Here is a 23,343-nt window from a genome sequence, read left to right as displayed (position 1 = left end):
CCTATTTTTATGGGGTTGACGGGCATCGTAATAATACGAGGCTGTCGATCGCCGGCCTCCTCCTAGCGCCGCTCGTGCTCGCCTCGGCTGCGACGATGGCCGCAGACGGCGCCGATCGTAACCACACAATGAATCCATTCGCGGGCCTGGCTTCCAGCCCGAACGTCGACGAACAGATGTTGTTTGTCGTGGAAGACGTCCGCCCGGAAGCATTCAGCTGGTTCTGGAACAACCTGAGCCAACGCGCGTTACGCCGCGCCAACCGCCAATCGCGCGACTTCGAGTGGATTGATGCCCCGGCCCAGCCAAACGAACTGGGCTACGAAAGCCAGGCGTCCTTCAAGCAATCCATTTGGCTGGAGGGCCGCCGCCGCAGCGTGACGTCGCGCTATCGCTCGCCCGACAGCGCGCGCGGCCGGGTCGACCCCAGCAACTATCTCGGCGGCCGGCCGTTCAGCTTTCTGGCGATGACCGTAACCATCGACGACGGCGCGCCAATCGACGTGCTGCTGCGTTACAAGCCCGTCGGCGACTCCTTGACCGATACAGCGTTTTCGCTGGAACTGACCACCGCGGGCGATAAAAACCTCGCCCGCGCATACGGCCTGTGGCTACGCGGGCTGCTCGAAGGCACGAGCGGTTTCCTGACCGACCGCTTCGACCGCAAGTTCTACGACGACGTGGTACTGACCCGCGGCAGCGTCGAAGTGACGCCGATCGAGTTTTCGAGCCTGACGTTTCGCGTCATCGTGAATCAGGAGATCAAGGGCATTACGCCCGACATGCTCGCCTGGTGGTGGGACCATATCGATAATCTCGCCCGCTACCGTCTGTGGCAGCCAATCGACCACGACCGCTTCGAATGGGCAGTCGCACCGCAAGATCGCGACCTGCAATACGATATCGGCGCGGTCCAGATCGTGCGCGAATTCATCGGCAACGCGCTGATTACTCTGCGAATCGAAGGCGTCGACCCCGAAGTGTCACCCGCGCCCGTGCCCATCGAACAGCCGCGCCCCTATTTCTTCAACTCCCTGGCCGAGCCCCAGAGCTTCCAGCAGATTCAGGGCGTCTCGCTGCCCGTCGACGTACCGCTGTCGCCCGCCCCCTTCCCTTCGAACAAACTCATCCACCAGTGGCGCTGGAACGACGCCCGCGACGGCGTCATTCTCGATACGGTCTTCACCATCTTTGCCGGTGTGCTGATCCCCCAGCCAAGCTTCGGCGAAGACCTGGGTCGTCATGCGCTGCGCGAGTTCCAGACCATGCCCTACTTCCTGCCGCGCCTGTATCGCAGCGAGTGGCTGGGGCTGACGCCTTAAAAAGAAGAGGAACGAACGCCCGCCGCCGGGTCAGGCTGGCTGCCTCAACCCGTTCAGCGCACGCTCGAATTCGCGCTCGATATCGTCGATATCGTGTCGTTCCTGCAGCGCGCTATGCGCGGCATCGCGTACCACTTGGGCATGACGCCGCAGCGCGGCGCGGTCGGGCTCGCGGGTGGCCACCGCACCCAAACCGCCTAGAGTGCGCAGCAGTTGGCGACTGGCCAGTACGCTGCCGCGACCGTAGTTGCGGATCGGCGTGAAAGCAGCGTCAAGGGCGGCTTCGAAGTCGGGCAGCTGTAGAGAAAAACGCGGCCTGTCGTCTTCGCCGTGCAAGGGCGACGGCACCGGCCGACGCGCCACTTCGGCCAGCGACGCACCCAGCCGATTGATGCAGTCCACCGCTGTATAGGGGTTGTTCAACGCCGGCGATAGTGCGCGTACCGCGATTTCCGCGACCTGGTTGATCGCGAAAAGCAGGTCGCGGTCGCTCATGCGGCTGTCGCCAATCAGGTATTCACCGGCGATCTTCTCTGCAAGTCCGTCCTCCTGATCGTCCGGGCTGCCCTGCCAGCGCGCGATCGGCGCACCGGCCAATACGTAATCGCCGTAGCCGACGAGCGACTCGATCCGGATATCGTGTTGCTGGGCAACAGCGACGACGCCGTCCAGCCCCACCGATTGCACGTAGCCGGCACGGGGCGCACGAACCAGCTCGCCGTTACGCAGGCTGAATCCCTCATCGTGTCGCTGCGCCGGGCTTTCCGGGTACAGCCGATCGATGACGTCGTCGAGTTCGACTGCCACCGCTTCCAGCACCTGTGGGGCGGCGATGAGCTGGGCCATATGGTGGGTGAAATAAATGAGCGTGCAGCTTGCGAACAACGACAGCCCAAAGCCCATCGTGACCGACAGCGCGGGCACGAACCGGTTGGCGGGATCGTTGCCCACCATATGAAACACCAGCATGCAGTAGACGAAGGTACTCAGGAATACGCCAAGTACGGCCTGGTTGGCCCGATCGCGCATGAAGCTGCGAATGAGGCGGTGGCCGAACTGGCTGGTGGCCAGCGTCAGCACGAGCATGAGGGTGGAAAACACCACCGTGGCAATCGCCACCATCGCCGCGGTGAGTGTCTGCAGCAGATAAACTGCGTTCTCGACACCGCCGGAATACAGCACCCGGGTCAGCCACGGCGCCGCCATGTCGCTGCGATCCAGCCCCAGCGTGATGCTGAACAGCAGTACGCCCACGAGCATCATCACGCTCGGCAGAAACCAGAAACTGGAGCGGGCCAGCTCCATGAACTCGGCCAGACGGACACGCATCGATCAACACTCGCGAACAAATCGGACATTGTAGCCAGACCGCCGTGTCACCGTGATCAACGCAGGCCGAACATAAAAAAAGGCCCCCGTGCGAACACGGGAGCCTTTTTGATCGACGGGGCCGAAGCAATCAGCTGCTGGCTTCGACCGCCTTGGCGAAGATGTCCACACCCTCGTCGACCTGTTCACGCGTGACCACCAGCGGCGGCAGGAAACGCACCACCTGCTTGCCGGGGCCGCAGCGCAGTACCAACAGGCCGTGCTTTTCGCATTCCTTGGCGACCTTCTCGGCACGGGCGCCGTCCGGCTTGCCGTCCTTGGCGAATTCCACGCCGACCATCAGGCCCTTGCCGCGTACGTCGCCGATGCATTCATGCTTGTCGGCGAGCTGTTCCAGGCGCTCCTTGAGATGCGCCCCCTGGGCACCGGCGTTATCCACCAGGCCTTCTTCCTCGATCACGTCGAGCGTGGCAAGCGCGGCCGCACAGGCCACCACGTTGCCGCCGTAGGTGCCGCCCTGCGAACCGGGCAAGCCCTTTTCCATGATCTTGCGCGGCGCGGCACAGGCCGACAGCGGGAAGCCACTGGCCAGGCCCTTGGCGGTGACCACGATATCCGGCTCCACGTCGAAGTGGCTGTGCGACCAGAACTTGCCGGTACGACCATAGCCGGCCTGTACTTCATCGGCGCCCAGGAGCATGCCGTGCTTGTCACAGCGCTCGCGCAGGCCCTGCATGAACTTGGTGTTGGCCGGTATGAAGCCGCCCTCGCCCTGGATCGGTTCGATGAGCATGCCGGCGGTATCGTTCGGCGAGCTGATCGTCTGCAGAATGTAGTCCAACTCCTGCAGGCAGAACTCGGTGGCCTGATCTTCCGACCAGCCGTAACGGAACGCAGCCGGGAACGGTGCGACGATCACACCCCCCATCAGCGGCTGCAGGCCGGCGGTATAGGCCGTGCCCGAGGTCGTCATCGAGGCCGAACCCATGGTGCGGCCATGGAAGCCGCCGTGAAAGACCACGATATTGGGCCGACCGGTGGCATGACGCATCAGGCGCATCGCCGATTCCGCTGCTTCCGTGCCAGCACTGGCATAGAAGATGGAATCGATATCGCCGGGCATCTTGTCGGCCAGACGCGCGGACAGATCCTGAATCGGCTTGTGCAGGATCGTGGTGTACTGGCCGTGGATGAGTTTACCGACCTGCTCCTGTGCCGCGGCGACCACCTTGGGGTGACAATGGCCGGTACTGGTCACGCCGATACCGGCCGTGAAGTCCAGATAGCGCTTGCCGTCGGTGTCGAACAGGTAGCAGCCTTCGCCGCGATCGACATGGACGTCGGTAGCCTGCTTGAGCAGGGGCGATAGATTGCTCTTGTTGCTTCCTAGCATGACGGCACTCCTGGATGGCCTTGTTGCATTGTGCGCGCGAGCCTAGACCGGATCGAAACGAGTTTCAACGATCGTGCCAGGCTCGCCGCAGGATCAATATGTAAACGCTTGAAAAGCTAAAGTACGTCGACGATCGCGTCGCCGGTTTCGATCGTTCCGCGGCGTTCGCGCCCGTGTTCGGCCAGGTCGGCGGCGACCACTTCACGCAGGCGTTTGCCGGCGCGGTCGGCGGCCGGATCCTCGACGCCCATCCATTCCAGCATCATCGCCGTGGTCAGCAGCATCGCGGTAGGCCCGGCCAGGTTCTTGCCGGCAATATCGGGCGCGCTGCCGTGGGTGGGCTCGAACATGGGCGGACACGTGCGATCCGACGGGTTCACGTTCGACGAGGGCGATACGCCCATGCCGCCGTTCAGCACGGCCGCCAGGTCGGTCAGAATGTCACCGAACAGATTCGACGCCACCACGACGTCGAACGCCCAGGGGTGGCTGACGAACTTCATGCAGGCGGCATCCACCAGTTCGTGGTGGGTGGCCACATCCGGGTAGTCCTTCGCGATCTCGGCGAACATGTCGGTCCACATGTCGCCCCAGAAGCGCTGGGCGTTGCGCTTGGTGATCATGCAGACCTGGCTGGCCTTCTCGTCGCGCCCGAAGCTGCGCTCGCGGCCTTCAGCGGCACGTTCGGCCGCCCTGACCCGCGCCTGCTCGAAGGCATGACGGATGATGCGATCGGTCGCGCGGTGGGTGAACAGGGCAACCTGCGTGGCGATCTCGTTTTCGGTGCCCACGGCGAGTCGCCCGCCCTGGTTTACATATTCGCCTTCACTGTTTTCGCGAATCACGAGCATGTCGATATCGTTGGCCCGCGGATCGGCCAGATACTGCGGCGCGCCGGCCATCGGCCGACAGGGCCGCTCGCAGCACCACTGGTCGAAGCCCTTGCGGATCTCCAGCAGAGGCGACAGCGATACCGCATCCGAAAGCAGGTAGCGATCCGGATCATCGCTCGGGCCGGGATCCCCCAGCGCGCCAAGCAGAATCGCGTCGAACTTTTCCAGGCGTTGGAGATAATCGGCCGGCGCGCTTTCGCCGTGTTTTTCATGCCAGGCGTGCGACGGCCATTCGAACGTTTCGTAGTCGATCGACAATTCCGGATCGCTCGCAACCAGAGCGTCGATCGCCCGCGTGGCCTGGGCGATCACTTCCGGGCCGATACCGTCTCCGGGCAATACCGCGACGCGCCATGTCTTTTTGGTGTTCATGGCTGCAGGCTATCACCGACCTGCATGCATACGCATCGGTTTGGCGCGCAAAACGCGGCTTTTCACTTCTGAGCGCGCCGCGCCCGGAAGAAACCACGCAGGAGCGCCGCGCTCTCGTCGGCCAGAACGCCGCCCAGATGCTCGACCCGGTGGTTCAGACGCGGCTCATCGAATACCGAAAAAATCGAATGGACCGCCCCGGCACGAAAGTCGTCGGCACCGTAGACCACCCGAGCAATACGCGCATGCCCGATCGCACCGGCACACATGGCACAGGGTTCGAGCGTCACATAGAGGGTCGCGCCGGGCAGGCGATAATTGCCCACGGCGTGACAGGCTGCGCGAATTGCCTGAATTTCGGCATGGGCCGTCGCGTCGGCGCTGTCGATGGGGCAGTTCCACCCCTCGCCCAGAACCGCGTCGTCGCGCACCACGACCGCACCGACCGGCACCTCGCCCTCGGCCTCGGCACGACGCGCCAGCAAAAGCGCGCGCCGCATCCAGTCCATATCGCTCATGTGATTCATCGCTGTCGCTGTTACGACATTCTAGAGCCTGTAGCCACATACCGGGCCGGCGCCCAATGCCGAATTATCCATACGGTAGCCAGTATTACCCGGCAATTTCAGTATGGGCATGGCTAACTTGGAGGACTAACGTCTAATATATGCGCCCTCGCCGGCGCGCTAACTTGCCCGCCTTATCATTCAAAGCACATTAAATATTGGGCACAACTCACTGGTGGGTATTACCATTCCTTGAGTCCGAGGGGTGACTGGACTCGTTGATGCGCCACCACGATTCGGTCGAGCGCTGGCGCTCGCTCGATGACATGACATTGGGGATATCTGGAGACTGCACCTTTTCAGAACGCGTGCTCGGGCTGCGCCATCTGGCCACGTTCGTGCTTGCCGGATCTGGATTGTTGAACAGGTTTTCCCCGGGGGCGTGCCTGCCGATCACTAACCGCTCGGGGAGAGCATCATGAAGACCCTGCACTCACGCTACCTGTTGCCATCGGCCCTGTCGGCCGCGACCGTATTCGCGTTCGCCGGTCCGGCCCACGCCTTCGAATTCAAGGTCTCCGGCCAAGTGGACCGCGCTGCAATCGCGGCCGACAACGGCGAAGACCGCGATATCGGCTTCGTCGATAACGTCGGCTCCAACAGCCGCTTTCGTTTCACCGGCGAACAGGATCTGGAAAACGGCTACAACATCGGCTTCGCCTACGAGATCGCACTCAACGAGAACCCCTCCACCTCCTTCGACGTAAACAACGGCGGCGGCAGCGAAGACGACTTCCTAGACAACCGTCTGGCCAATGTCTATGTGGAGGGCGATTTCGGTCGCTTCACGTTCGGCAAGCTCGACGGTGCGGCCAACGGCTCCTCCGAGCTCAACTACAGCGGCACCATGTATCTGGGCGGCGGTCAGGGCATTTCCATGTATGCCGGTGGTATCAGCTTCCTCGACGACGAAGGCCGCGTGGTCACCAATCTTTCCGGCGCTTCCAACCATTTCGACGGCATCTCGCGCCAGAACGGCGTGCGCTACGACACGCCCAGCCTCGGCGGCGCCGTGCTGTCGGCGACGCTGGACAATGGCCATGCCTATGAACTGGCGGCGCGCTACGAAACGCCGTTCGCCGACGGCGGCAAGGCCGGCTTCGTGCTGTCGCATCTCGATACCCAGGACCAGGACTTCGATATCGAGCCCGACGGCACGGTCAACGACAACAGCCCGCGCTTTCAGGAAACCGGCGGCACAGGCTCGCTGCTGCTGCCTTCGGGCCTGACCCTCACCGGCTCGTTCAAGCAGCGCGACTACAATGAGCCGGGTCGCGCCACGGCCGAAAACTACTTCGGCGGCGTGGGCTATGTGCAGGACAAGCATCACTTCGAAGTCAGCTACATGCAGACCAACGACCTGGCCGGCGATGGCAGCACCGCGCGCAGCTACGGTCTGGCCTACGTCTATGACGTGATCGACAGTGTCGAACTGTTCGCCTCCTATCATCACCTCACGCTCGACGATGCCGAATACAGCTACACGAGCACGGACGTGGCCGGGGACGACACCACCATCACGGCCACCGGCGATGCACAGGATCTTGATATCCTGTTCGTCGGCACCCGCCTGAAATTCCTTTAAGTCGAGACAAAGACCGTATGCAGCACACTCTGAAAATCGCGGCCTCCGGTCTTTGCGTCGCCGTGTGCAGCCTGCTCGTTGCAGGCTGTGCCGGCACCGCCGACCCCGTGAACTATGAACGGCTGCCGGGCTCGGGCGACAAGATGGCTGAGGGTCCGGGGCTCATGAGCCCGGCGCGGGGCGATGATTACGACGACGGCGTTCGCGTCTACTCGGACGATGCCTCCAAGCCGGCCCTGATCAACCGCGATTCGCGCGGCGGCCAGACCGCCGGGCCCAACCAGGCGGCTCCGGCAACGGGCACAGCCACCGCACCCAGTGCGGCCCAGCAGCAGGACTTTGCCGACTACGAGGAATACCAGCGCTTCCGGAACATGCCCAAGGACTCGCCGGAATACCAGCGTTTCAAGGACTGGCAGGAATGGAAGCAGTACCAGCAGTGGAAGGACAGCCGGTAGCGCTCCACGCCTGGCTGGTAAGGCACCGGCCGATCGGTCGCGCGGTTCGCAAACAACCGGGCATCGATCGGCCTTTTTTTGGAAGTAGACTATTTTTTCGGCTTAGTAACGCGTGCATGTCAGCACATGCGCACCGCGACCCGCAGCTTCTACGCCATTGCAAGCCGCTGACCCCGCCCGCTTGCATGGCGTAAAACGCCCTTTCTAGATCCGCGTCGATCTGCGGACAATCGCCTTATGCGCGTGTCTTGGCGTTTATCGGCGGACAAAGGGTCGATCACGCAGCATACGGTCCGGCCTGTCGCGCGGCGCGCATATGGTGAAACAGCCCCACGCCGATCAACAGGCCGATGCCCACGATATCGGTCCATGAGCCGGGTTTGAGCGTGAGCAAGGCACCGGCAAGCATGACCAGGCGTTCGTACCAGGTCATGCGAATCCGGAAATAGCCCTGCGTTGCGGCAACGAAGCCCAGCATGCCCACCAGGGCCGTGGCGATCACCCAGGCTGCGTAATACCAGTTACTTACGTTGTAGAGCAGCAACTCCGGATTAAAGAAGAACATGAAGGGCAGAATCGCCGTGCGCAGGTCGTAGATGAAGCCTTGTACGCCGGTGGCGATCGGATCGGCCCGGGAAATGGCCGCGGCGGCATAGGCAGCCAGGCCCACCGGCGGTGTGTCGTCGGCGAGAATGCCGAAATAGAACACGAACAGATGCACGGCCACCAACGGCACGTCCATCCCTGCGGCGGCCGCCAGGCTGGATATCACCGGCGCGACGAGCGCGGCCATGACGATATAGTTGGCCGTGGTCGGCAGGCCGATGCCCAGAATCAGCGAGGTGATGGCGGACAGGATCAGCACGATCCAGATATTGCCGCCGGAAAGCACGTCGAGCACCTGGGTGAGGCCATAGCCCAGATTGGTCATCGTGACCATGCCCACGATGATGCCGGCCGCCGCGGTGGCCACCGCGATGGTGGTCATGTTGCGGGCGCCCAGTTCCAGGCCGGCCACGATCGAGCGCAGTCCCTGCCAGAGGCCACCGGCCAGCCCGGCCTCGCCTTTAACGCCCTTGACCGTCTCCTGCACCAGAATGAGACCGGCCAGTACCACCGTTGCATTGAGTGCGCTGCGCTCCGGGGTGAGATTGGCCCACATCAGCTCGTAGAGCAGGAATGCCACCGGAATGAGGTAGTGCACACCCTTGATGAAGGTCGGCCAGAAAGGCGGCAGCTCGGCGCGCGGCAGGCCTTCGAGGCCGAGCTTGAGCGCTTCCAGATGCACCACATAAAGCAGGCCGAGATAGGTCAGCACCGCCGGCACCAGCGCATAGATGATCAGCTGTGAATACGGCACGTCGATGAAGGTGGCCATGATGAAGGCCGCCGCGCCCATGATCGGCGGCATCAGCTGGCCGTTCACGGAGGCGGCGACTTCGGTCGCCCCGGCCTTGACCGGTGGATACCCCACCCGTTTCATCAGCGGGATGGTGAAGGTGCCGGTGGTCACCGTATTCGCGGTCGACGAGCCCGAGATCACGCCGGTCAGCAGACTCGCCACCACCGACGCCTTGGCCGGACCGCCACGAAACGTACCCAGCCCGCTGTAGGCCAGATCCACGAAATACTGCCCGGCGCCGGCCTTGTCCAGCAGCGCGCCGAAAAGCACGAACAGGAACACGAACGTCGCCGATACCTGGATCGGCGTGCCCCAGATGCCTTCGGTGGTGATATAGAGCTGCTGAATGATTTCCGACCACTGATAGCCGTTGTGCAGATAGATCACGTCCGGCGGGGTCAACGGGATGAGCCCGGCCGGGCCGGTCACCCCGTACAGCACAACGATTGCTGCGATCACCGGCAGGGCGAAGCCCAGCAGGCGGACCGATGCAATCGCCAGAAAGGCCATCAGCGCGGTGCCGACCCAGACATCGCGCGGTTCGGGCAGTCCGCCCTGAACCATCACGATGTTGTAGTAATTGAACAGGATATAGAGCGCGCTGCCCACGCTGGCGGCGGCCAGCAGCCAGTCGTACCAGGGGATGCGATCGACCACGCCGCCCTTGCGCGGGTAGGCCAGAAACGCCAGTGCAAAGCCGAAGGCGAGATGGATCGAACCGATCTTCTGCGGGTTGAGCGTGCCGAAATAGCTGGCATAGAGCTGGAACAGACTCCAGGCCACGGCGATGGCCACCAGCAGCCAGCGCTGCCAGTTCGCCGTGGGCTCGCGGCCGCCGTACTCGCTGGCCTTGACGATACCCTCGGCTTCTCGCGCCACGTGTTCGCTCATCGATCTACCCCGCCATCAAAACAACGTGCCGGCCTCGACCGGCCAACGAACGAACCCCAGCCGCAGGGGCCGGGGTTCGATGGTTGCGCTGCGCCAGCTACCCTCGATCAGGACGCCGGCATCAGGCTTTCCTTTACGTCGATATCCTGTTCGGTGAAGAACTTCACCGCCCCCGGATGCAGCGGAATGGACATGCCTTCCAGCGCCGTATCGAGCGTGAAATATTTCTTGAGGTTCGGATTCGCAATGTCGTTGTAGAAGGCGTCCTTCTTTTCATGGAACACGGTGTTCATGAACTGATAGATCGCGTCTTCCGATACGTCCGACGAGGTCACGAGCATGGCCTTGAGCGTGACCGCCGTCGCCGCCTCCATGTTCGGGTAGGTGTCGTCGGGGATTTCGATACGGGTATAGAACGGATACTTGGCGTTCAATTCCTCGATTTTCTCCGGCGCGATCGATACCAGCTCGATCGGTGCGGTCTGCGCGGCTTCCGTGATTGCCGACGCGCCGAGGCCGACGGTATAGAACATGGCATCGATCTGGCCATCGCGCAGCAGGCCCACGGCGCTGCCGGCACTGCCGCGCACCGGTGCCTTGAGATCATCGATGCTCATATCGAAGGCGCCAAACAGGTTCTTGACGTCCTGTTCGGTGCCGGAGCCGATATCGCCGACGTAGACGCGCTTGCCCTTCATGTCGGCCAGCGTCTGGATGTTCGCATCCTTGCGTGCCAGCACCTGGATCGTTTCCGGATAGAGTACGGCCACGCCGCGCAGATTCTCGACCGGCTTGCCTTCGAACGCCTCGACCCCTTTGCCGTTGTAGGCGTAGTAGGCGACGTTGTTCTGGCTGATGCCCATCTGCAGCTGGCCGGCACCGACGGCACGGTCGTTGAACACGGAGCCGCCGGTCGAACGCGCGTTGGCGCGGATATCGATGCCCGCTTCGTTGACGATCTTGGCCATGCCGACCGCGGTCGGATAGTAAAGGCCCGTGGTCGAACCCGACCCGATGGTGATGAAGGTGCGTGCACTGGCGGCCTGGGCAACGCCCAGCACCAGCGTGGCAACCGCAAGCGTCTTGAGAATGCGCGTGAACATAGCGATGAAAGCCCCCTGAAAAATGACGTGGTCCAGGCCGTATGCGAAAGCGCGGCCGGTCAATCGAGTCTAGCCAAGGCCGGGATAAACGCAAGGACCAGGCCAGGGACCGGCCGTGCTGGCGGCCCCACCCTTCTCAGACCGTGGCCGCCGCCAGGTCCGGCATATCAAGCGCCTGTGCGGCCAGTCGCTCGCGAAGAAAGTCCACGCACAGCCGCACCTTGGGTGCGACGAATCGACGATGCGGGTACATCGCATGGATATAGGCACAGGCCAGGGGATGCGCATCGAGTACCGTCTCCAGACGACCGGCGGCCAGGTCCGCCTGTACATCCCATATCGACTTGCGCACCAAGCCGGCGCCATCCAGGGCCCATAGATGGGCGATTTCGCCATCGTTGCTGGCAAACGCACCGTTAACGCGCACGCTCGTGCCGTCGGCGAACTGCCAGACATCCGCGCCGGGATCGCCCATGAGCAGACAGTCGTGGTGCACCAGCTCAGCCGGCGAGGCAGGCCGCCCGCGGCGTTCGAGGTAGTCGGGAGAGGCACAGATCACGCGCCGGTTCGGGGCGAGCTCGCGGGCGATCAGGCTGGAATCGGCCAGCGCGCCAAAACGCACGGCCAGGTCGAAGCCGCCATCCACGATATTGATGACGGCATCGCTGGCATGCAGGCGGATACTCAGCCCCGGATGCAGACGTTGAAATTCGTGCAGCAGCGGTGAAAGTCGACGCGCGAACGCCACGGTCGACGTTACCCGCAGTTCGCCACTGGCCGCACGCGCGCCGACCGCGGCCTGGGTTTCGGCGTCCTCGATATCCGCCAGAATGCGCATGCAGCGCGCCTGAAACGCTGCCCCTTCGTCGGTCAACGCGAGGCTGCGGGTCGTGCGGTTGATCAAGCGCACGCCCAGACGTTGTTCGAGCGCGGCCAGACGACGGCTGACCACCGCCGGCGACAAACCCAGTTCCCGCCCCGCGGCCGACAGACTGCCCGAATCCACCACCCGCACGAAAACGCGCATCTGAATGAGTTCGTCGGCCATGTCGCTAGCGCCTCGCTCGAAAACCGCGGATTATTGCATGATTGGCAACAAAGCATTCCACCCGGCGCCGCTTGGCTCTATCTTCGGCAAAACCCAGTATTCGGTTTCGCCCGTAGACACAGGCACGCGGCGACCGTGCCCGCGTTGCCGTCGTGCCAATTCCGGCCTACATGACACCGCCCCGACGGCTTCTGGGCGACGGGCCCATCACAACACAGCGAGAGGATTACCATGCAGATCGACCTCAGCCACAAGACCGCCCTGGTTACCGGCTCCACACACGGTATCGGCTTTGCCATTGCCAGCGGCCTCGCCCGTGCCGGCGCCACCGTAATCGTCAACGGCCGCAAACCCGACCGCGTGGATGCTGCCCTGGCCCGACTTCGCGCCGACGTGCCCGGTGTCGATGCCCGCGGCGTTGCCGCCGACCTGGGCACGGCCGAAGGCTGCAAGACGCTGGTCGAAGCCGAGCCGCGCGTCGATATCCTGGTCAACAACCTCGGCATTTTCGGGCCCAAGGACTTCTACGACATCCCCGATGAGGAATGGCAGCAGTTCTTCGACGTGAACATCATGTCCGGCGTACGCCTGTCGCGTGCCTATACTCCCGCCATGGTCGAGGCCGGCTGGGGTCGGGTGGTGTTCCTGTCGTCGGAATCGGGCCTGAATATCCCGGCCGAGATGCTGCACTACGGCATGACCAAGACCGCCAATCTGTCGGTTTCGCGCGGGCTGGCCAAACGTCTGGCCGGCACCGGCGTGACCGTTAACGCCGTACTGCCCGGCCCCACGCTCTCCGAAGGCGTACAGGATATGCTCGCCGACCAACAGGCAAAGAGCGGAAAGTCCATGGAACAGGTGGCGGCCGAATTCGTGCAGAAGGCCCGCCCGAGTTCCATCATCCAGCGCGCGGCCACGGTCGAAGAAGTGGCCAACATGGTGGTCTACGCCGTCTCGGAACAGGCATCGGCCACCACCGGCGCGGCCCTGCGCGTCGACGGCGGCGTGGTCGACAGCATCGCCTGAACCTTCGCCAACGGCCGGCGGCGCGAAACCGCCGGCCTTTGCGTTCGACAAAAACCCGCAAAACACGCCTGAAGCTGCGTATTCCCGTCGATCGAGCAGGGTTTTTGTCAGCCAGGACTGCCCGTCCTATTCACGTGGCCGGGTCGTTGCCTATGCGCGCGGTACAGGCGCGCCCATGCCCCACGACGCCCCCCGTCCTGGTGGCACGTCATCCGGCGCAGGCCCGGTCACGTAATGGACGCACTGAAAAAAAAAGACCGTCGGCCGATAAGTCAGCAGATCCAGCGTCGGCGCTGACGATAGCGCGCCCCACTCCAGGACTCTGCATGGCTTTTCTTTCCGGCACCCACGATCCGCTACTGGTTTCCGTATCGATCGGTATAGCCGTGCTCGCAGGTTATACCGCGCTGGATCTGACCGGCCGGATCCGCGCCGCCCAGGGCGCCACCGCCTGGGGCTGGCTGCTGGCCGGCGCGCTCAGCATGGGCAGCGGCATCTGGGCCATGCATTTCGTCGGCATGCTGGCATTCGATCTGCCGATCGAAATGGGTTATCGCGTCGATCTCACCGCTGCTTCGTGGCTGCTGGCTGTATTGGGATCCGTTCTCGGGCTTCGTCTGGCCACGGCCCCCACGCTGCACAGGCATCACCACCTGAGCGGCACCGTGTTTATCACGACCGCAATCGTGGGCATGCATTACACCGGCATGGCCGCGATGGATATGCGCCCGGCGATCTCATATGACCCCTTCTGGGTGTGTGTCTCCATCGGGGTTGCTTTGGCTGCGTCTTATGGCGCGTTGCGTATCGCCTTCAGCCATTCTCAATCCGGCTTCATGGACAAGACACTTGCTGCCCTGGCGCTGGGCGGCGCGGTCGTGGGCATGCACTACACGGCCATGCAGGCCGCCCAGTTCCCGATCGGGAGCGTGTGCGGCGCCGTCACCGCGATCAGCACGCCCTGGCTGGCGTTTCTGATCACCAATACCGCGTTGCTGCTGCTGGCATGTGCGCTGGTTGCCGGGGCCCTGGATCGGCGCCTGCAAAACCGCACAGCCGAGCATATGGCGGCCCTCGAACGAATGAGCGATCAGCTTCGCCATGCCAACCGGCACGATTCGCTGACCAATCTCGGCAATCGTGTGCTGCTGCGCGAGCGCTTGAACCTGGCCATAGAGCACGCCGCCCGCACCGGCAGCGGCTTCGCCTTGATCGCGCTCGATGTAGACAACTTCAAGCAGCTCAACGACAACCTCGGCCACGATTACGGCGACGACATACTGCGCCGGGTTGGCGCTGCCCTGTACCAGAGCGTGCGCCCTCAGGACACGGCCGTACGCATGGGCAGCGACGAATTTTCGCTGATCGTTGTCTCGAACCAGGGCGATGAAGCACTGGAACACGTATCCGAACGGCTGCTCGCGGCCGTGCGCTCGGTCGGCGCCGGGCGCACGCGCTTGAGCGCCAGCCTCGGCCTGGCCTGCTATCCCGCCGACGGCAAGACCGCCCCGGCCCTGATGAAGTCGGCGGATATCGCTCTGCACAACGCGAAGCAGGCAGGCCGCGACCGCTATGCCTTCTTTACGTTCGAACAAACCGCAGGGCTGGAACGCGACTTTGTCATCCGCAACGAACTCAATGCCGCGATCGCCAGCGGAGAAATTCGGCCTCATTACCAGCCGAAATATGATGTCGCCACGCGTCAGCTGGTCGGCTGCGAAGCGCTGGCGCGCTGGCATCATCCCGTACGCGGCAAACTATCGCCGGGCGAGTTCATCATGGTCGCCGAACAGTCGAACCAGATCAACGACCTGCAGATGAGCATGCTGCGGCAGATATGTCGCGATGTACGGGCATGGCGGGATGCCGGCCGCGTTGTACCCCCGATCGCTTTCAACCTGTCGGCCATGTGCCTGCGCAACACGGCTCTGCCGGACATCCTGCTGGGCACGCTTGACGAATTCGGTCTGTCGAGTGACGACCTTATCTGCGAGATTACGGAAACCGCGGCCATCGCCGAACTGGCGGCCACGCTTAAAACGCTGCGCGGCCTGCGTGCATGTGGCATTCGGATCGCGCTCGACGATTTCGGCACCGGACTGTCGAGTATGTCCTACCTGCGCGATCTGCCGATCGACCAGCTCAAGATCGATCGCACCTTCATCAGCCAGCTCACGTCCCCAAGCGAGCACGGACGGATGATCGTCGACGCCGTGATCAACCTTGCCCATGCCATGGACCTTGAAGTGGTTGCCGAAGGCGTGGAAGAGGAAAGCCAGCTGGTACAGCTCCAGCAGATGCACTGCGATCAGGTACAGGGCTATCTGTTCAGCCCCGCTCTGTCAGCCGATGAGTTTGTCCGCCTGACACAACGCGCCCCACAGACCAAGGTGGTACCGATTAAAGACCATGCCAGCGCGGTCTAGCGACGCGACACCCACGGGTCAGATTACCAGTCGCGGGTGCCCGGCTCGCCCTTGAACGGGCCGACGATGTCCGGGGTGACCCAACCACCGTAGAAACCGCCCGGCTGGGCGAAGGCCCGGACGCCATCCACCCGGCAATCCAGCCGGTCGCAGTAAAAGGCGACACAGCCGGCGATGGCGGCAAAGCGATTACCGGCGTCGGGATAGCTCCAGGCCGCGCGGGCGACACGGCGTTTGCCGTCGGTGACGTCCCAGTAACGGGCCATGCCCTTCCATTCGCAGAAACTCTGGGCATCGACAGGCATGAGCGCATCGAAGTCCACCGCCTCGGGCGGCAGGTAATAGGTCGGCGCACCGGCGGTTTCGAGGATACGAAACGCGGCCCGGGTGCTGGCGATCAGCCGCCCACCCAGACGTACATCGACACGCTTGTCGCAGGCCACGAGCGCCGGCGGACGGGGGTAGTCCCAGACCGATTCCTGGCCCGGCCCCGGCTCGATGGCAAACGGCGGACGCTCACCCCCTCGGTAGTGCCAGCCAAAGCTATCGTCTTCGTTTTTGGTAGCGGTCACAAAAGAATCGAGCTCGCGAGAAACAGCATCAAACCCATGCCGAGGATATCGGTGAACGTGGTCAGAAAGATACTGCTGGCCATGGCCGGATCGGCGCCCAGGCGCTTGAGCGTGAGCGGCACCACCACCCCGAATATGCCGCTGCCGGTACAGGCGCCCACCATGGCGACGAGGATCACCAGCCCCAGCATGATGGCGTTCGGCTCGCCCGAGTACGCGGCATACAGCCACATCGCCAGCCCGGCGACGATGCCCACCACCACGCCGTTCAAGGCGCCCAGCAATATCTCCTTGCGCAGCAGTTTGCGCACCGGGTATTCATCGAGCTGGCCGAGGGTGATACCGCGCAGGGTGATGGCCAGCGCCTGACAGCCGGTGTTGCCGCTCTGGCCTGCCAGCACAGGCAGGAAAGCGGCCAGCGCGACGATCTGGGTGATGGTGTCCTCGAACAGGCTGACCACGAAGGCCGCCGCGAATGCGGTGAGCAGATTCACCTGCAGCCAGGGATGGCGCATGCGAAACGCGCCCAGAATCGACGTGCTCACCTGTTCCTCGCGCGAGACACCGACCGTCGCACCCGCCTGTGCGGTGACTTCGACCACCACGCGCTGGAACAACTGCCAACCGCGCACACACCCCAGCAGCCGTCCCTCGTCATCGACCACCGGATAGACCGGATAATGACGGGCCAGCGCGGCGCGCACCGCGGCATCGACGCCGGTCCCGCTTTTGAAGGCGAAGGGCGCCTGGACCATGATCTCGGACAGCCGCTGACCGGGTTTGGCCAGCACGATATCGCGCATGCCCACCACCCCCACCAGCTTTTCATCGTCCACGATGAAGATATAGGTGATCTGTGCGACCGACTCGCTCTGGACCAGAAAAGCCACCGCCTCCGCCGCGGTCTTGCCGGAATCGAGCACCGCGGGCGCCGCTTCCAGCAATTCGTCGATGGTGGCATCGATTTCGGCTGCGGCCGCCTCGGTGGCCTCGGTGGCCTCGTCGCTGCCATCCTCACTCGCCTGCGTACCGGCCACGCCGGGCAGCTGCGCGGCCACGGCCATCGCCTCATCGTGGGGCATCTGGCCGAGCAGTGTTTCGATCTGCTCCGGCGGCAGGCGTCCGAGCGTACGCGCCGCCTGTTCGGGGCTCTGGCCGTCGATCGTTTCACGAACAGGCTCTGAAGACTGGGATTCGGCCACAAAAACCTCGGTACAGCAGGGGCTGTGGTTAGCAACGATCACTCATTATTAGGGCCTGCGCGCCTTGCGGCACAAGCGTTTTACGATACGCGGCGCAGGCGTGATCGGGCCCGCGCCGTGTTTCCCTTATGCCACCAGCGTTGGGCATTATGGATAGCCCCTCAAAACCACGAGCGAGCCATGCAATTACCGGCCTATGAGGACGTGTGCCGCGCACACGAGCGCATCGCCCCCTGGATTCATCGCACGCCGGTACTTACCAGCGCGACCTTCGATGCGATGACCGGCGCCACGCTGTTCTTCAAGTGCGAAAACTTTCAGAAAGCCGGCGCCTTCAAATCGCGCGGCGCGGTCAACGCCGTTTTCGGTCTGGAGGACGCCGATGCCGTTCGCGGCGTGGCTACCCACTCGAGCGGCAATCATGGCATGGGGCTGGCGCGCGCGGCGGCCTGTCGCGGCATCGACTGCACGGTAGTCATGCCCGAAACCGCGCCCCGGGCGAAGGTGGCGGCGGTACGCGGCTACGGCGGCGAGGTGGTGTTCTGTACGCCAACCAATACGGCCCGCCAGCAAACCCTGGATCACGTCGTTGCCGAAAGCGGCGCCAACGTTGTGCCGCCCTATGACGACGCCCGGGTGATCGCCGGCCAGGGCACCTGTGCAAAAGAGCTGCTCGAGGACATCGAGGGGCTGGATGTCGTCATCGCGCCGATCGGCGGCGGTGGCCTGATCGGCGGTACCGCGCTGAGCTGTCGTGCCCTGTCGCCGCATACGCAGGTGCTCGCCGCGGAACCCGCCAACGCCGACGATGCCTATCGATCGCTCGCGGCCGGCAAACGACTCATCGAGGATGCGCCCGACACCATCGCCGACGGCCTGAAGGCTTCTCTGGGCGAGTTGAACTGGGGCATCGTGCAGCACGAGGTCGACGAGATCCTGCGGGCCGAAGAAGCGGCGATCGTCGAGGCGATGCACCTGATCTGGCAGCGCATGAAGATCATCGTCGAGCCCTCATGCGCGGTGCCGCTGGCCACGATCCTGCATCATCCCGAACGCTTTGCCGGCCAACGCGTGGGCGTGATCCTCACCGGCGGCAACGTCGACCTCGATCGACTGCCCTGGTCTTACTGACCCGGTCCCGAAATAGATGAGTCAATAAAGGATGTGTCGGGCTGATAACGCGCGTGCGCGAACGCACGCGCGCCACGACCTCCAACGGCCCTGAAGCCATGGAAACCAGCTGACGTAGTCAGCTGTTCTGGTGCCGGATCAACAGGGCCACGCCCTGGCCCGCGCGATCGTCTCTACGGCTTGGCCGACTGTTGTGCGTAGGGCATCAGCGGCGGCTCCGAGGCGGTGAGATGCGGGTCGAGCTCCGGCTCGTCCAGCGTGCTGGCCACCACTTCGAGCAGACGCGCCGCATTGCTCGGCATAACGATGTCCGCGAGATCGACCGGCAGCAGGCCGCAGAGCCCCGCTGCCCCGCCGGCGCGCTCGACGTTGGCGGGGCCGTCGTTGCTGATCGCGTCTACGGCGAGTGCGAAGGCGAGGCTGTCGGCCGTGCCGATCACGAAATGCTCCGACACATGGCCCGGGCATATGTCCTGGAGAAGAATATTGGCCACCTTCGGATTGCCCTGCTCGTAGTCGACTGCGGCGGTCGGCTCGGGAACCACCGGTCGCACCAGCTCATCATAGAGCGTATACAACGCCGTATAGTCGATCTCGCCGGGTGTTTCATCGCCCGCATTGAGCGCGGCGACGAAGTTCGAACTCCGTGCGAACTGGTAGGTCACCGCCGGCGCGACACCGGGCGGCAAGCGATCAATGCCCAGCAAGGTCGTCAGGCTGTCGGCCAGCGCGGCCGGCAGGGCCACATCGGTACCATGATTCACCCCGGCGAGCATGACGAAGTCCGCCACCGCCTCCCGCGCAGACGGCCAGAACTTGATCGCCCACCGCGGCATCACCCCGCCCTGGCTGTGCCCGATCATGGCGACCTTGCGGCCGGTTTCGGCATGAATCCGTCGCAGGGCGTAGACCACATATTCGGCCGAAACCTGCATATCGCCGAGCCCGCGATCCGGGTAAGTGACGATACACACATCAAAACCGCGTTCGACAAGCTGCGGCGTATAGAACGTCGTGAACTGCTCGCTGCCGGTCACGGTGGTGCCGTGGATCAGCAACACCGGCGGTTTATCCGGATGTTCAAAGGCCGTGCAGTTCAGCGATCGATCGAGCTCGGCCGGGTCGGTCTGCAGCGCCGGGCCGGCGAATGCGTCGCCCGACTCTGCTGATTCACTGGCCGAATCGCCCGGCCCCGAAGTCGACGCCTCGTTATCGGCCGCAGTACCACCGGTCTGGCCTGAAGCCGACAGCCCGACGCTACCGTCGTCGCCCTTGCAGCCGGCCAGTACGAGCACGCCCGTGGTCAACAGGCCGACGAACATCGCTTTCTTATACATGGGCTCCCCGATTGCGCTCGCACGCTTTTTTATGGAGCACAATCTTATCGCATATCCGCCTATATGGATCACCGCCTGCGCCGGCAGGCAATCATGGCGAGTCGTTCAACTCCCCTGCCTGCGAGCGCAGTTCGTACTTCTGTACCTTGCCGGTCGACGTGGTCGGCAACGGCCCGAAGACGACGGTCTTGGGGCACTTGAACCGAGCCAGATGCTCGCGACAGTAGTCGATGATCTCGTCCTGTGTGGCATGCTCGCCGTCGCGCAGTTCGATGAAAGCACAGGGGGTTTCGCCCCATTTGTCGTCCGGGCGAGCAACGACGGCCGAGGCCGCGACCGCCGGATGGCGCGAGAGCACGCTTTCGACCTCGAGCGAGGAAATATTCTCGCCGCCGGAGATGATCACGTCCTTGGCGCGGTCGGCAATCTTGATATAGCCGTCCGGTTCGATATAGCCAAGATCGCCGGTGTGGTACCAGCCGTCGGCAAAGGCCTCCTCGGTGGCCGACGGGTTCTTCAGATAGCCCTTCATCACGATATTGCCGGCGAATACGAGTTCGCCCATGGTTTGGCCGTCGTGGGGCACGATCTCGCCGCTGTCCTGATCGATGACGGTCAGCGCGGCCTGGGTGGGGTAGCGCACGCCCTGGCGGCCGTTCAGGCGCACCCGTTCCTCCAGGCTGACCTCGTCCCAGGATTCATGCTTGGCGCAGAGCGCGGCCGGGCCGTAGGTTTCGGTCAGGCCATACACATGGGTGAGCTTGAAGCCGATACGCTCCATGCCTTCGATCATCGCCGCCGGCGGTGCGGCCCCGGCCACCAGGCCGTAAACGGTCTGTTCGATGCCGGCAAGCTTTTGTGCATCGGCGTTGACCAGCATGGAATGCACGATCGGCGCGCCGCAGTAGTGGGTGACGCCGTGTTCGGCCATGGCCTCGATAATGGGATCGGCCGCGACCTGGCGCAGGCAGACGTTGGTGCCGGCCTTGGCTGCCAGCGTCCAGGCAAAACACCAGCCGTTGCAATGAAACATCGGCAGCGTCCACAGATACACCGCATGGGTGGGCATGTCCCAGGCCATGGCGTTGGTCATGGCGTTGAGATACGCACCGCGGTGGTGATAGACCACGCCCTTGGGGTTGCCGGTGGTACCCGAGGTGAAGTTCAGCGAGATGGCGTTCCATTCGTCTTCGGGCAGCCGCCACTGGAAGTCGGCATCGCCTTCGGCCAGGAAGGCTTCATACTCGATCTCGCCGATCAGCGCTTCGTCCCCCGCATAGACCGAATCGTCGATATCCACCACCGTGGGCGGGTTATCCAGCTGGCTGATGGCATCCGCCATGACCGGCGCGAAGGCGCGATCGACGAACACCATCTTCGCTTCGCCGAACTCAAGCATGAAGGCCAGCGTGGCCGCATCCAGCCGTACGTTGAGCGCGTTGAGCACGGCCCCGACCATCGCCGGGGCGAAATGCATTTCGTAGGTCGCCGGGATATTCGGCGCCATGATCGCCACCGTGTCGCCGGCCCCCACGCCGCGTTTATCGAGTGCGCTGGCCAGCCGGCGGCAACGAGCATAGGTTTCGCCCCAGCTCTGGCGCAGTTCGCCGTGGATCAGCGCGGTACGTTCGGGATAGACCTCGCCCGACCAGGCCAGAAAACTGATCGGCGACAACGCGGCATGGTTGGCCGCGTTCTGCGGCAGGCTCTCGAAGGGGTTGGACTCACTCATGGGAAATGCTCGTACGGTTATGACCTGCCCATGCTGCCATAACCGCCTGCTTTTCCATGCGCGGCCCGGCGAATCGCCGGGCGCGGGCGCAGTGCTGGCGTCTGCGGGCGCTAGTCGCCCAGCCTCACCTGATAGTCCTCGCCGCTGACCAGCGGAAAATCGGCCTCGTTGGCCTCGGAGACCTTGACCGTGTAGCTGCCGCCGGCCTCGCCGCGTACGTCGGCATGCGCCCGTGCGGCGGCCTCGGCCGCGGCTTCGAAGGTATCGGCCTCGACCAGGTGTTCGTCGCTGCCGATTTCACAGATAAAACGCATGATTCGTGAGCCGATGGTCTAAAAGTCGATGATCGAAAGGTCAAACGTTCGCGCCGCGCGAGCTCGAAAGGACTAGCGCAGCTGGCTGTCCTTGCTGCCGCGCCGGTTGAAGGCGGCGTTCTGGCGATGGTCCTGGTCGACCTGCTCCTGGCAGGCCACGCAGAGCTGTACGCCGGGAATGGCTTCACGACGGCGCTGGGGAATCTCTTCACCGCATTCGGCGCAATATTCCAGGCTCTCGCCGGCCTGCCCCAGCCGCGAGCGTGCGAGTTCGACGCCTTCGGCCACGGTACTGTCGATCTGTTCCTGTACGGCGCCTTCGCGCGCCCAACCGGTTGCCATATCGTGCTCCTCGGCTCTGCGAGAGATTCAGCATTACCCATGCGCGGCGCCCTTTCAACAGGCCGACCACCAACCCGGCTTCGATCACCGGCCCGCCGGCGGCTCCAGAACCAGCCGCCCGTCGCGCTGACTGATATCCACATGCCGCAAAAAGGTCATGCCCAGCAGCACGAAATCCGTCTCCATCGCCGGGTTGATCGATGCACGCACGTCGTACTGGGTGAAACCACCGACACGGACCGACCCCAGGCGCGTGGCATGGGCACGCACGCGCCCCGCCGCCGTTTCAACGAGCATGGGGGCGCCGCGCGACAAGCCAAGCCGCTCGGCGATATCGGCCGGTACCGCCACATGGCTGGCGCCGGTATCAACCAGAAACCGTACGGCCTGCCCATTGATTTCGCCCGGCACCATGTAGTGCCCGCCGGGGCCGGATTCGAGCACCAGCCGGTCGGGCGCCTCGGCGCCGACCGCGACGCCGCGATTGGGGTGGGCACGCCTGTCCAGCAGCTGATCGAAGCCCCACCAGAGCACGCCCAGCAGCACGAACGTGGCCATGACGGGGTACAGCAGGCGTAGTGACTGCGACATGGGCATCGACTCCGAAAACGATCGGCCAGGGCCGCGCGCGTTTCGCGCCGCCTGCAACCCAGGATAACGAACCTCGTCCATCGGGCGCGTCGGGCGCCGACCGCGATGCCGACGAGCGCATGCGTCAAAGGCTCCAGGGGCCTGGTCAAAAATTGTTCATTACAACGCCGGGCCTTGGGGGGCGGGCGATCGGCGCACTCGCACACGGCTTATCCACAGCTTCGTCCAGCGTCGGTGTGCAAAAGTCGCGATGGCGGTGTCGGGTAGACTGGTTCGTATCGCCACGCCGCCCCCAGCGCACGCGGGCA

General features: G+C 63.8%; 20 protein-coding genes. 6 read left to right on the top strand and 14 right to left on the bottom strand.

Annotated features, from left to right (window positions below; genetic code table 11):
* Nucleotides 1-128 precede the first annotated feature (128 nt).
* Nucleotides 129-1,322, top strand: coding sequence for a hypothetical protein (locus CMN27_RS16495; protein ID WP_293628230.1), 1,194 nt, complete (start codon nt 129-131; stop codon nt 1,320-1,322).
* A 30-nt stretch (nt 1,323-1,352) separates the two neighbouring features.
* Here the strand turns inward: CMN27_RS16495 and CMN27_RS16490 are convergent, their stop codons facing one another.
* The 4 genes from CMN27_RS16490 to tadA form a co-directional block, all read right to left on the bottom strand.
* Nucleotides 1,353-2,651 (bottom strand): DUF2254 domain-containing protein, encoded by a 1,299-nt coding sequence (locus CMN27_RS16490; RefSeq protein WP_293628228.1) that lies wholly within the window; start codon nt 2,649-2,651, stop codon nt 1,353-1,355.
* Between the two features lie 130 nt (nt 2,652-2,781).
* Entirely contained in the window at nt 2,782-4,044 is a 1,263-nt protein-coding gene (locus CMN27_RS16485) for an aminotransferase class III-fold pyridoxal phosphate-dependent enzyme (RefSeq protein WP_293628226.1), read from the bottom strand.
* A gap of 116 nt (nt 4,045-4,160) precedes the next feature.
* Nucleotides 4,161-5,309 carry an isocitrate/isopropylmalate family dehydrogenase gene (locus tag CMN27_RS16480; RefSeq protein ID WP_293628224.1) on the bottom strand — a complete coding sequence of 383 codons (1,149 nt, stop codon included), beginning with the start codon at nt 5,307-5,309 and terminating at the stop codon, nt 4,161-4,163.
* Between the two features lie 62 nt (nt 5,310-5,371).
* Nucleotides 5,372-5,827, bottom strand: a complete 456-nt coding sequence (tadA, locus tag CMN27_RS16475) for a tRNA adenosine(34) deaminase TadA (RefSeq protein ID WP_293628222.1) — start codon at nt 5,825-5,827, stop codon at nt 5,372-5,374.
* A gap of 466 nt (nt 5,828-6,293) precedes the next feature.
* Here tadA and CMN27_RS16470 point away from each other — a divergent pair, with 466 nt between their 5' ends.
* Together CMN27_RS16470 and CMN27_RS16465 are read left to right on the top strand one after the other, a co-directional pair.
* Nucleotides 6,294-7,460, top strand: a complete 1,167-nt coding sequence (locus CMN27_RS16470; protein ID WP_293628220.1) for a porin — start codon at nt 6,294-6,296, stop codon at nt 7,458-7,460.
* Nucleotides 7,461-7,477: 17 nt separating this feature from the next.
* Nucleotides 7,478-7,918: a hypothetical protein gene (locus tag CMN27_RS16465; RefSeq protein WP_293628218.1), complete on the top strand. Its 441-nt coding sequence runs from the start codon at nt 7,478-7,480 to the stop codon at nt 7,916-7,918.
* A 277-nt stretch (nt 7,919-8,195) separates the two neighbouring features.
* On the opposite strand, the gene CMN27_RS16460 is transcribed toward CMN27_RS16465, so the two are convergent.
* The 3 genes from CMN27_RS16460 to CMN27_RS16450 all read right to left on the bottom strand — a co-directional run bounded on the left by CMN27_RS16460 (nt 8,196) and on the right by CMN27_RS16450 (nt 12,362).
* On the bottom strand, nt 8,196-10,211 hold the full coding sequence (locus tag CMN27_RS16460) for a TRAP transporter permease (protein ID WP_293628216.1): 2,016 nt from the start codon (nt 10,209-10,211) through the stop codon (nt 8,196-8,198).
* Nucleotides 10,212-10,318: 107 nt separating this feature from the next.
* On the bottom strand, nt 10,319-11,314 hold the full coding sequence (locus CMN27_RS16455; protein ID WP_293628214.1) for a TAXI family TRAP transporter solute-binding subunit: 996 nt from the start codon (nt 11,312-11,314) through the stop codon (nt 10,319-10,321).
* A gap of 136 nt (nt 11,315-11,450) precedes the next feature.
* Nucleotides 11,451-12,362, bottom strand: a complete 912-nt coding sequence (locus tag CMN27_RS16450; protein WP_293628212.1) for a LysR family transcriptional regulator — start codon at nt 12,360-12,362, stop codon at nt 11,451-11,453.
* 231 nt (nt 12,363-12,593) lie between these two features.
* Here CMN27_RS16450 and CMN27_RS16445 point away from each other — a divergent pair, with 231 nt between their 5' ends.
* Together CMN27_RS16445 and CMN27_RS16440 are read left to right on the top strand one after the other, a co-directional pair.
* On the top strand, nt 12,594-13,388 hold the full coding sequence (locus CMN27_RS16445; RefSeq protein ID WP_293628211.1) for an SDR family oxidoreductase: 795 nt from the start codon (nt 12,594-12,596) through the stop codon (nt 13,386-13,388).
* 326 nt (nt 13,389-13,714) lie between these two features.
* Nucleotides 13,715-15,814, top strand: coding sequence for an EAL domain-containing protein (locus CMN27_RS16440; protein ID WP_293628210.1), 2,100 nt, complete (start codon nt 13,715-13,717; stop codon nt 15,812-15,814).
* Between the two features lie 23 nt (nt 15,815-15,837).
* Here the strand turns inward: CMN27_RS16440 and CMN27_RS16435 are convergent, their stop codons facing one another.
* Complete coding sequence (locus CMN27_RS16435; protein WP_293628208.1) at nt 15,838-16,386, bottom strand: DUF427 domain-containing protein; 549 nt, start codon at nt 16,384-16,386, stop codon at nt 15,838-15,840.
* Nucleotides 16,383-17,588 (bottom strand): magnesium transporter, encoded by a 1,206-nt coding sequence (locus tag CMN27_RS16430; protein ID WP_293628207.1) that lies wholly within the window; start codon nt 17,586-17,588, stop codon nt 16,383-16,385. The genes CMN27_RS16435 and CMN27_RS16430 overlap by 4 nt, the downstream gene beginning before the upstream one ends.
* Nucleotides 17,589-17,768: 180 nt before the next feature.
* On the opposite strand from CMN27_RS16430, the gene bhcB reads away from it, so the two are divergent.
* Nucleotides 17,769-18,719, top strand: coding sequence for a beta-hydroxyaspartate dehydratase BhcB (gene bhcB, locus CMN27_RS16425; protein ID WP_293628206.1), 951 nt, complete (start codon nt 17,769-17,771; stop codon nt 18,717-18,719).
* 173 nt (nt 18,720-18,892) lie between these two features.
* Here the strand turns inward: bhcB and CMN27_RS16420 are convergent, their stop codons facing one another.
* The 5 genes from CMN27_RS16420 to CMN27_RS16400 form a co-directional block, all read right to left on the bottom strand.
* Nucleotides 18,893-20,056: a lipase gene (locus tag CMN27_RS16420; protein WP_293628205.1), complete on the bottom strand. Its 1,164-nt coding sequence runs from the start codon at nt 20,054-20,056 to the stop codon at nt 18,893-18,895.
* Nucleotides 20,057-20,147: 91 nt separating this feature from the next.
* On the bottom strand, nt 20,148-21,788 hold the full coding sequence (locus CMN27_RS16415; protein ID WP_293628204.1) for an acyl-CoA synthetase: 1,641 nt from the start codon (nt 21,786-21,788) through the stop codon (nt 20,148-20,150).
* A 110-nt stretch (nt 21,789-21,898) separates the two neighbouring features.
* Nucleotides 21,899-22,102, bottom strand: a complete 204-nt coding sequence (locus CMN27_RS16410) for a hypothetical protein (protein ID WP_293628202.1) — start codon at nt 22,100-22,102, stop codon at nt 21,899-21,901.
* Between the two features lie 72 nt (nt 22,103-22,174).
* Entirely contained in the window at nt 22,175-22,444 is a 270-nt protein-coding gene (locus tag CMN27_RS16405) for a DksA/TraR family C4-type zinc finger protein (protein ID WP_293628200.1), read from the bottom strand.
* An 84-nt stretch (nt 22,445-22,528) separates the two neighbouring features.
* Complete coding sequence (locus tag CMN27_RS16400) at nt 22,529-23,035, bottom strand: retropepsin-like aspartic protease (protein ID WP_293628198.1); 507 nt, start codon at nt 23,033-23,035, stop codon at nt 22,529-22,531.
* Nucleotides 23,036-23,343 lie beyond the last annotated feature (308 nt).

The organism is Salinisphaera sp., from assembly GCF_002729955.1.
In the GTDB taxonomy this organism is placed as follows: Bacteria; Pseudomonadota; Gammaproteobacteria; order Nevskiales; family Salinisphaeraceae; genus Salinisphaera.
The sequence above is the reverse complement of the archived record's forward strand: the minus strand, read 5'-3'. Positions and strand labels throughout refer to the sequence as shown.

Coding starts and splice junctions, on each gene's coding strand:
- CMN27_RS16495 (WP_293628230.1), top strand. CDS start 129: ATGAATCCATTCGCGGGCCTGGCTTCCAGCCCGAACGTCGACGAACAG.
- CMN27_RS16490 (WP_293628228.1), bottom strand. CDS start 2,651: ATGCGTGTCCGTCTGGCCGAGTTCATGGAGCTGGCCCGCTCCAGTTTC.
- CMN27_RS16485 (WP_293628226.1), bottom strand. CDS start 4,044: ATGCTAGGAAGCAACAAGAGCAATCTATCGCCCCTGCTCAAGCAGGCT.
- CMN27_RS16480 (WP_293628224.1), bottom strand. CDS start 5,309: ATGAACACCAAAAAGACATGGCGCGTCGCGGTATTGCCCGGAGACGGT.
- tadA (WP_293628222.1), bottom strand. CDS start 5,827: ATGAGCGATATGGACTGGATGCGGCGCGCGCTTTTGCTGGCGCGTCGT.
- CMN27_RS16470 (WP_293628220.1), top strand. CDS start 6,294: ATGAAGACCCTGCACTCACGCTACCTGTTGCCATCGGCCCTGTCGGCC.
- CMN27_RS16465 (WP_293628218.1), top strand. CDS start 7,478: ATGCAGCACACTCTGAAAATCGCGGCCTCCGGTCTTTGCGTCGCCGTG.
- CMN27_RS16460 (WP_293628216.1), bottom strand. CDS start 10,211: ATGAGCGAACACGTGGCGCGAGAAGCCGAGGGTATCGTCAAGGCCAGC.
- CMN27_RS16455 (WP_293628214.1), bottom strand. CDS start 11,314: ATGTTCACGCGCATTCTCAAGACGCTTGCGGTTGCCACGCTGGTGCTG.
- CMN27_RS16450 (WP_293628212.1), bottom strand. CDS start 12,362: ATGGCCGACGAACTCATTCAGATGCGCGTTTTCGTGCGGGTGGTGGAT.
- CMN27_RS16445 (WP_293628211.1), top strand. CDS start 12,594: ATGCAGATCGACCTCAGCCACAAGACCGCCCTGGTTACCGGCTCCACA.
- CMN27_RS16440 (WP_293628210.1), top strand. CDS start 13,715: ATGGCTTTTCTTTCCGGCACCCACGATCCGCTACTGGTTTCCGTATCG.
- bhcB (WP_293628206.1), top strand. CDS start 17,769: ATGCAATTACCGGCCTATGAGGACGTGTGCCGCGCACACGAGCGCATC.
- CMN27_RS16420 (WP_293628205.1), bottom strand. CDS start 20,056: ATGTATAAGAAAGCGATGTTCGTCGGCCTGTTGACCACGGGCGTGCTC.
- CMN27_RS16415 (WP_293628204.1), bottom strand. CDS start 21,788: ATGAGTGAGTCCAACCCCTTCGAGAGCCTGCCGCAGAACGCGGCCAAC.
- CMN27_RS16410 (WP_293628202.1), bottom strand. CDS start 22,102: ATGCGTTTTATCTGTGAAATCGGCAGCGACGAACACCTGGTCGAGGCC.
- CMN27_RS16405 (WP_293628200.1), bottom strand. CDS start 22,444: ATGGCAACCGGTTGGGCGCGCGAAGGCGCCGTACAGGAACAGATCGAC.
- CMN27_RS16400 (WP_293628198.1), bottom strand. CDS start 23,035: ATGTCGCAGTCACTACGCCTGCTGTACCCCGTCATGGCCACGTTCGTG.